This is a genomic window from Streptomyces pathocidini (assembly GCF_001418495.1).
In the GTDB taxonomy this organism is placed as follows: Bacteria; Actinomycetota; Actinomycetes; order Streptomycetales; family Streptomycetaceae; genus Streptomyces; species Streptomyces pathocidini.
Genome location: NZ_LIQY01000541.1, coordinates 1 through 7216, shown reverse-complemented (window position 1 = coordinate 7216; position 7216 = coordinate 1). Strand labels below are relative to the sequence as shown.

Below are 7216 nucleotides of genomic sequence, written 5' to 3'. Positions count from 1 at the left end.
TCGGCGCGGCCGCCGCCGTGCCCGCGGCGGGCTTTCTGTCGCTGGCCGAGCGCACGCGCTGGGGCTCGGTGACCGTCGCGGCGGGAGCGTTCGTGCTGGCCGTGCTCGAAGTGCGGCTCTTCGACATCTGGGGAGGGTCGGCCGGTGCCTGAGCCCGTGACCACGACCGAAGAGGGCGCGACCCCGAAGCGGCGGCAGGGGCTCGGGGAGGGGCCCGGGCGGCTGCTCGTCCTGCTGTACGGGGTGTTCACCGTCGGCGCGGCGTCCCGCTCCATCGCGCAGATGCTCATGAAGTTCGACGAGGCGCCGCTCGCGTACGTGCTGTCGGCGGTCGCCGCCGTCGTCTACGCGTTCATCCTCGTCTCGCTCGTCCGCGGCGGGGAGACCGCGCGGCGCCTGGCGACGGTCTGCTGTGCCGCCGAGCTCGTCGGCGTGCTGGCGGTCGGCACCTGGACGCTCGTCGAGCCGTCCGCCTTCCCCGACGCGACGGTGTGGTCCGACTACGGGATGGGCTATCTGTTCCTGCCCGTGGTACTGCCGGTGACCGGGCTGATCTGGCTGCGCAGGGCCCGCCGGGCATAGCCTCCGGGTTCTCCGGAGGGCTCGCCCAACGGGCCCCGCACTGCTGCTTGTTCAGGCGCTGGTCACAAATGCCTGCGGCGCCGCTTCCTTCTCCAGCATGATCAGGCTGAGCTTGCGGGAGACCTGCTCGGTGCCCACGGGCGCGTACCCGTTCCTGCGGTAGAGCCTCAGGTTGCCCTCGCTGCGGTGGCCGGTGAACAGCCGGTACCGCTTGGCTGCCGACTCCTCCGCCAGCCGCGCCTCGATGGCCGACAGCAGCCGTCCGCCGAGGCCGTGCCGCTGCATCCTCGGGTGCACGATCAGTTTGGCAAGGCTGGCGGTGCCGTCCTGGTCCACGGTGCCGCGCACCGAGCCGACGACCTCCTCGCCGAGCCGGGCCACGAGCACCGGGCCCTGGCTCAGTTCGGCGCGGAGGTCGTCGAGCGTCTGGGTGAGGGGTTCGATGGTGTAGTCGCCGTAGATTTCCGCCTCGCGCTGGTAGCAGAGGTACTGCAGTTTCAGGATCTTCTCGGCGTCGTCCTCGGTCGCCGCAGAGATGGTCACGCTGATGCCCATGTACGCATGCCTCCCCTAGTCGGTCCGCCCGGGCGCCGCTGAGGGTGTCGGGGTGCGCCCGAGCCGCGTGGGCCCTGAACGGAGCCGGCATCGGGTACACGCCGTCTCCGTGGCGCCGGTCGGCTAACGCTCCCCTCCCCAGAGTTGGGGAGCCGCAACCTCCGCCGGAAGCATTCTGCGCAGACATCCAAGGCAACGGGAACGTAAGGGCCCCAGACTTCCTTGTGAGATTCCCAACTCACCTGCGACTTCTCGGTAGGTGGGGTCCCCTGGCGACAGCATCGCGCGCAAGATCCGGGGGCAGCGGCCGGGGAGCCGGGCGACGGCGGCGCGTAAGGCGCGGCGCGCCTCGGCGGTCACGGCGCGGTCCTCCACGGCCCGCCCGCCGGCCTCCGCGGCCGCGCCGCGCACCGACCCGTACGGGACCTCGCGCCGGGCGCGGCGGCGGGCGGCGCGGGCCTCGGCGCGGACGGCCGCGCGCAGCCAGGCGGCCGGGTCCCGCGGCGGCCCGGCCGCACCGATCTGTTCCAACAGCCGCACCCAGACGCCCTGTTCGAGGTCCGCCGCCTCCACCCCCACCCCGTACGCCTCGGCTTCGGCCTCGGCGGAGAGGAGAGGGCGCCACTTTTCGACGAGCTCGTCAGGAGTCGGTGTCATACAAGGCCGGACTCGGCCGGCTCCGCCCGTGGTTTCGCGGCGGCCGCAAACTCATCCGTCCGTTGGGGTGCGCGGTCATCCCGTCGGGGTGCGCGGCCTTCGACCGTCCGTTGGGGGGCCTGGCCTTCGACCGACCGTTGGAGTGCGCGGCCTTCGCCGACCGTTAGGGTGCCCGGCCTTCGGCCGAGGTGGACGGGTCGGCCCCGTGGCGCCGGCCTCCCGTGGCCGAGGCCCGAACCAATGAGGCCGCTCGGCCCGTTGGCGCCGAGCGGACCCGTGGCCGACGGGCGGGTCAGCCCTTGAGGAAGTCGTCCCGCGCAAGCCGCGCGGTGTCCGGGTTGTCGGAGAAGATGCCGTCGATGCCGGTTTTCAGGAGGGCGCGGAAGTAGCCGAAGGAGTCGCCGTACGCGTTGGGGTCGGTGCCGCGGCGGAAGTCGGTCGGCAGGAACTGGTTCTCGTTGCGGACCGTGTACGGGTGGAGGATCAGCCCCGCCGCATGGGCATCGCTTACGAGAGCGGTCGGCTCGCCCAGCTTCCCGTCCGCGCCCGTCGGGATGACCGAGGTCAGGGACGGGCCGATGCCCTGCGCGAACCGGGCGATCCAGCGCAGCCCTTCCGGCTTCATCAGGTCCCCGTACGTCCGCCGGTCGCCGGAGTCGGTGAAGTCGTACGGCCGGGAGGCGGGTGCGGACAGCAGCACGACCCGGCGGGAGCCGACCAGCCTCCCCAGCCGCTCGATGCTGCCCGGCTCGAAGGACTGCAGGAAGACGGGCGAGTCCGCGCGGTGGCGGCCGTACTTGCGCAGCAGCTTCGCGAGCGGCTCCTCCAGGCCGAGGCCGAGCTTGCGGAAGTACGTGGGGTGCTTGGTCTCGACGTGCAGCCAGACCGGGCGGCCCCGGCGCCGGCCCTGCTCCTCGGCCCAGCGCAGCACCTCCTCGAAGGAGGGCACCGCCCAGCGGCCGTCGTAGAGCGTGTTCTCCTGGCGGACGGCGGGAATCCGCTCCTTCGCGCGCAGCGTCCTCAGCTCGGCGAGCGTGAAGTCCTCGGTGAACCAGCCGGTGAGCTGGGCGCCGTCGACCGTCTTGGCCGTCTTCCGGTCAGCGAACTCCGGGTGTGCGGAGACGTCGGTGGTGCCGGTGATGTCGTTCTCGTGGCGGCAGACGAGGTGCCCGTCCTTGGTGGGCACCAGGTCCTGCTCGATGACGTCCGCGCCCATGTCGAGGGCGAGTTGGTACGAGCCGAGGGTGTGCTCGGGGCGGTAGCCGCTGGCGCCGCGGTGGCCGATGACGGTCGGCACCGGCAGCCTGCCGGGCGCGTCGGCGCTCGGTGCGCCGGTCCGCGGCGCCTCGGCCGCGGCCGGGCCGTGGGCGGCCAGCGCCGCCGCGCCCGCGCCGAGGGCCGCGGCCCCCAGGAGGGCCCGCCGCCCCGGCCGACGCTCTCCGCCCTGCCCGCCCTGCTCCCGCTCCATGAGCACTCCTCGCCGTGGTCCGTGATCGGTGTGGTGGTCCGGTGTCGTGGTCCGGTATCGGCCGCCGGGGGTTCGGTGTCGGCCGGAGTAGTCCGCTGTCATGTCCCGTGCATGTCCCGTACGTGCCGAAACGACGGGCCGATCGTAGGGGCCTGCGCCCACCGCAAGGGAGACATTGGACGGAACGCAGGGGAAACACACGTCAACACTGCGTATCGGACGCGTGAACCCGACATGCGAGGCGCCCGCACCGGCGAGTATCGTCCTCACCTGCGCACTCGGTGGCGCGGACCGTTCCCGCACGGTTCCCGCCACGGCGCACCACGCAGACGACCATCACGACCGGAGGGTCCGTTGTCCCGCATCCTGCTCAAGGCGTTTCTCGGAATGCTGATGCGCGTCCTGTACCGCCCCAAGGTCGAGGGCATGGAGGGGATCCCGGGCTCGGGCCCGGTGATCCTGGCCGGCAACCACGTCACGTTCATCGACTCGCTGTTCATCGGGCTGATCGTGAAGCGGCAGGTCTTCTTCATCGGCAAGGACGAGTACGTGACCGGCAAGGGGCTCAAGGGCCGGCTGATGGCCTGGTTCTTCACCGCGTCCGGGATGGTGCCGGTCGACCGGGACGGCGGGCACGGCGGGGTTGCCGCGCTGATGACGGGGCGCCGGATCCTGGACGAGGGCAAGGTCTTCGGGATCTACCCGGAGGGCACCCGCTCCCCCGACGGCCGCCTCTACCGCGGGCGCACCGGGGTGTCCCGGCTGGCGCTGATGACAGGCGCGCCGGTGGTGCCGTTCGCGATGATCGGCACCGACAAGGTGCAGCCGGGCGGCAAGGGCCGCCCGCGCATCAGCCCGGTCACCGTCCGCTTCGGCAAGCCCCTGGACTTCGCCCGCTACGAGGGCATGGACCGCGACCGCTACGTCCTCCGCGCCGTCACGGACGAGATCATGAGCGAGGTCATGCGCCTCTCGGGCCAGGAATACGTGGACATCTACGCCACCAAGGCGAAAGCGGCGTAGCCGCCGTCCGCCGAGGGTTCTCGGCCAACCCCACCGGTCGGGCACCGCCGGTCTCCGCCGCGATGGTTACGCACCATCGCGGCGGAATTTTTTTGCCGCCGTGGCGGCGGGGCAGCACGCCAGCGCGTCGGGCGCCGCGAAATCGCACCCGCCCAACAGAACCGCCACTGGACCGGAGCCCGCGACAGACACCGCCCGATTCGGCACCGCCGGGCTTCGCCGCGGAGGCTACGCGCCATCGCGGCGGGAGTTGTCCTGCCGCCGTTGCCGACCAGCAGCGCGCCGACGCGGGGCCGCCGCACAAGCAAGCCGGTCCGGCGGGGCTGCCACCCGACCGGAGCCCGCGGCAAACACCACCCGGTTCGGCACCGCCGGACTCCGCCACGGGGACTACGCGCCGTCGCGGCGGAATTTCGTGCCGCCGCGACGGCCGGGAAGCTCGCTGAAGTGGGGGGGCGGTGAGCGGCTGCCGGGGCCCGGCCCGGGTCGTATGCGCGGAGGCGGGCCGCGTCGTTAGTCCAGGCGTTGTCCCCGCTAGCCCAGGCGTTGTCCTCGCAGGAGGAACCAGGCCGCGGCCGCTGCGGCCAGGAGGGCTGCCGCGGCCAGGCCGGAGGCCAGGCGGAGGCCCTCCATGAAGGCGTCTCGGGCCACCGAGAGGAGGGCCGCGGCCGCACCGTCGGGGAGCGCCGCCGCCGCGTGGACGGCGCCGCCGAGGGATTCGCGGGCTCCGGCGGCGGCCCCCTCCGGCACTCCCGCCGGCACCGCGAAGTCCCGGTAGGTGCCGGCGATGACGGAGCCGAGGAGCGCGATCCCGAGCGCCGCCCCCAGCTCGTACGCCGTCTCGGAGACGGCTGAGGCCGCGCCCGCCTGGTCCTTGGGGACGCTGGAGATGATCACGTCTGCGGTGACGGTGAAGGAGAATCCCGCGCCGACCCCGACGACCAGCAGCGCCCCGCCGAGCAGCGGAAAGCCGGTGTCCACCCGCAGCAGGGTCAGGGCGCCCAGGGCCAGGCCGACGGCCGCGAGCCCGCCGGCCACCACCACCCGTACGGAGCACCGCCGGGCCGCCTTTCCGGCGACCAGCCCGGTGGCCACCGCCCCCACGGCGGCGGGCAGTTCGGCCAGCCCGGCTTGCAGCGGGCTCCACCCCCACACCAGCTGGAGGAACTGCGACAGGAAGAACAGCAGGCCGTACATGCCGAGGACGGTCAGCAGGTCCGCCAGCACGGCCCCGGACAGCCCCCGGTGGTGGAAGAGCCGCACGTCCAGCAGCGGTTCGGGCAGCGCGAGTTGGCGGCGTACGAAGACCAGCAGCGCCAGCGCTCCGGCGGCGCCCGCCGCGGCGGCCTCCCAGCCGGGCCCGTGCGCGGCCAGCTCCTTGACGCCGTATACGACGCCGATCATGCCGACGAGCGAGAGCCCGACGCTCGCCAGGTCCCAGGGCCCGCGCCGCGGGGACCGCGACTCGGGGATCACCTTGAGCCCGACGAGGACGAGGGCCGCCATGACCGGCAGGTTGATGAGGAAGACCGAGCCCCACCAGAAGTGTTCGAGCAGCAGCCCGCCGAGGATGGGCCCGGCTGCCGCGCCGGCGGAGGCGGTGGCGCCCCAGATCCCGATGGCGAGACTGCGCTCCCGGGCATCGGGGAACAGCCCGCGGACCAGCGCGAGCGTCGACGGCATCAGCGTCGCCCCCGCTCCGCCGAGCAGCGCGCGGCACACGATCATCATCTCGGGGGTCGAGGCGTACGCGGTGAGCACGGACAGCGCGGCGAACGCGACCGAGCCGCTCAGCAGCAGCCGCTTGCGGCCGATGCGGTCGCCGAGGCTGCCCATGGAGACCAGCAGGCCGGCGATGACGAAGGAGTAGACGTCGCCGATCCACAGCATCTGGGTGCCGGTGGGGCGCAGGTCCTCGGTGAGGAAGGGCGTGGCCAGGCCGAGGACCGTCGCGTCGACGGTCACCATCAGGAGGGCGAGGACGAGCACGGCAAGCGCGATCCAGCGCCGGGACGCGCCCTGGGGGCTGCCCGCGGCGGCCGGGTCCGCGCGGCGCGCCGCGGCGTTCTCGACGGTGTTGGTGCTCATGTTCTCGCCTCCTTCCCCGATGCCGGGTCGACCGCCTCCGATGCCGGGTCGACCGCCTTCTCCGATGCCTGGTGGGCCGCCTTCCCCGAGGTCGGGTCGGCCGCCTCCGTCCGTCGGAGCATCCCGCCGAGCAGCAGCTCGGAGACCATCCGGTCGGCGTCCCTGGGTGCCGTCCGCCCGTCCTGCACGCTCCAGGCGGACGCGGCGACGAGGGCGTAGAGCGCCTCGGTCAGCCAGGCGGGGGTCAGGTCGTAGCGGAAGACCCCCCGCTCCTGGCCGCGCCGGAACAGCGCGCCGACGCGCTCGTCGATCCGCGCCCAGCCCTCGTTCACGGCGCCGGACTCGTAGAGCTGGTTCTCGCCGTAGAGGAAGGCCAGGAACCCGGATACGGGCATGGCCTCGGCGACCAGCCGCCGTACCGCGTCGACGGGGTCGCCCTCCTCGATCCGCGCGGCGGTCAGCCGCTCCTCGACGAGCCGGTTGCCGAGCAGGCCGAGGGCGTGGACGAGCGCGTCCCGGCCCGCGAAGTGCCGGTGCAGGGTGGCCCGGCTGATGCCGGCCGCCCTGGCGATCTCGTCCATGGAGGCCGTCGCCTTCCGCGTGAGCAGATCGGCGGCGGCCCGAAGCACGTCTTCACGGTCTACGGCCATGAGACAAGGATAGCCCATTTGAGACAGTGATGTCTCATTCTTCTGGCCGAGCGCTCACTTCCAGGGCAGCCGCGACCGCTTCCCCCAGTACGCCTCCGGCTCCTCCGCCAGCCCTGCCAGGCGGTCGAGTTGCGAGGCGTCCAGGTCGACCACGGCAGCGTGGAGGTTGGAGGCCAGCTGGGTCGCGGTCGCC

Annotated in this window: 6 protein-coding genes and 1 pseudogene; 2 read left to right on the top strand and 5 right to left on the bottom strand. The window is 73.0% G+C overall.

The features are described from left to right. Positions 1-144 precede the first annotated feature (144 nt). Complete coding sequence (locus tag AOK16_RS22220) at positions 145-582, top strand: hypothetical protein (RefSeq protein ID WP_055473944.1); 438 nt, start codon at positions 145-147, stop codon at positions 580-582. A 51-nt stretch (positions 583-633) separates the two neighbouring features. Here AOK16_RS22220 and AOK16_RS22215 read toward each other — a convergent pair whose 3' ends face one another. From AOK16_RS22215 to AOK16_RS22205, 3 genes are all read right to left on the bottom strand, one after another. Further along, positions 634-1137 (bottom strand): GNAT family N-acetyltransferase, encoded by a 504-nt coding sequence (locus AOK16_RS22215; protein ID WP_055473943.1) that lies wholly within the window; start codon positions 1135-1137, stop codon positions 634-636. 123 nt (positions 1138-1260) lie between these two features. Continuing rightward, positions 1261-1794 carry a sigma-70 family RNA polymerase sigma factor gene (locus AOK16_RS22210; RefSeq protein ID WP_055473942.1) on the bottom strand — a complete coding sequence of 178 codons (534 nt, stop codon included), beginning with the start codon at positions 1792-1794 and terminating at the stop codon, positions 1261-1263. 292 nt (positions 1795-2086) lie between these two features. Continuing rightward, a complete protein-coding gene (locus AOK16_RS22205; RefSeq protein ID WP_055473941.1) occupies positions 2087-3262 on the bottom strand; it encodes a glycerophosphodiester phosphodiesterase in 1176 nt (391 codons plus the stop codon). Between the two features lie 354 nt (positions 3263-3616). Here AOK16_RS22205 and AOK16_RS22200 point away from each other — a divergent pair, with 354 nt between their 5' ends. Then, complete coding sequence (locus AOK16_RS22200; RefSeq protein ID WP_055473940.1) at positions 3617-4285, top strand: lysophospholipid acyltransferase family protein; 669 nt, start codon at positions 3617-3619, stop codon at positions 4283-4285. Between the two features lie 534 nt (positions 4286-4819). Here AOK16_RS22200 and AOK16_RS22195 read toward each other — a convergent pair. Next, a complete protein-coding gene (locus tag AOK16_RS22195; RefSeq protein ID WP_055473939.1) occupies positions 4820-6373 on the bottom strand; it encodes an MFS transporter in 1554 nt (517 codons plus the stop codon). Between the two features lie 104 nt (positions 6374-6477). Further along, positions 6478-7023, bottom strand: a pseudogene (locus AOK16_RS22190) (TetR/AcrR family transcriptional regulator); the annotation flags it as partial. Positions 7024-7216 lie beyond the last annotated feature (193 nt).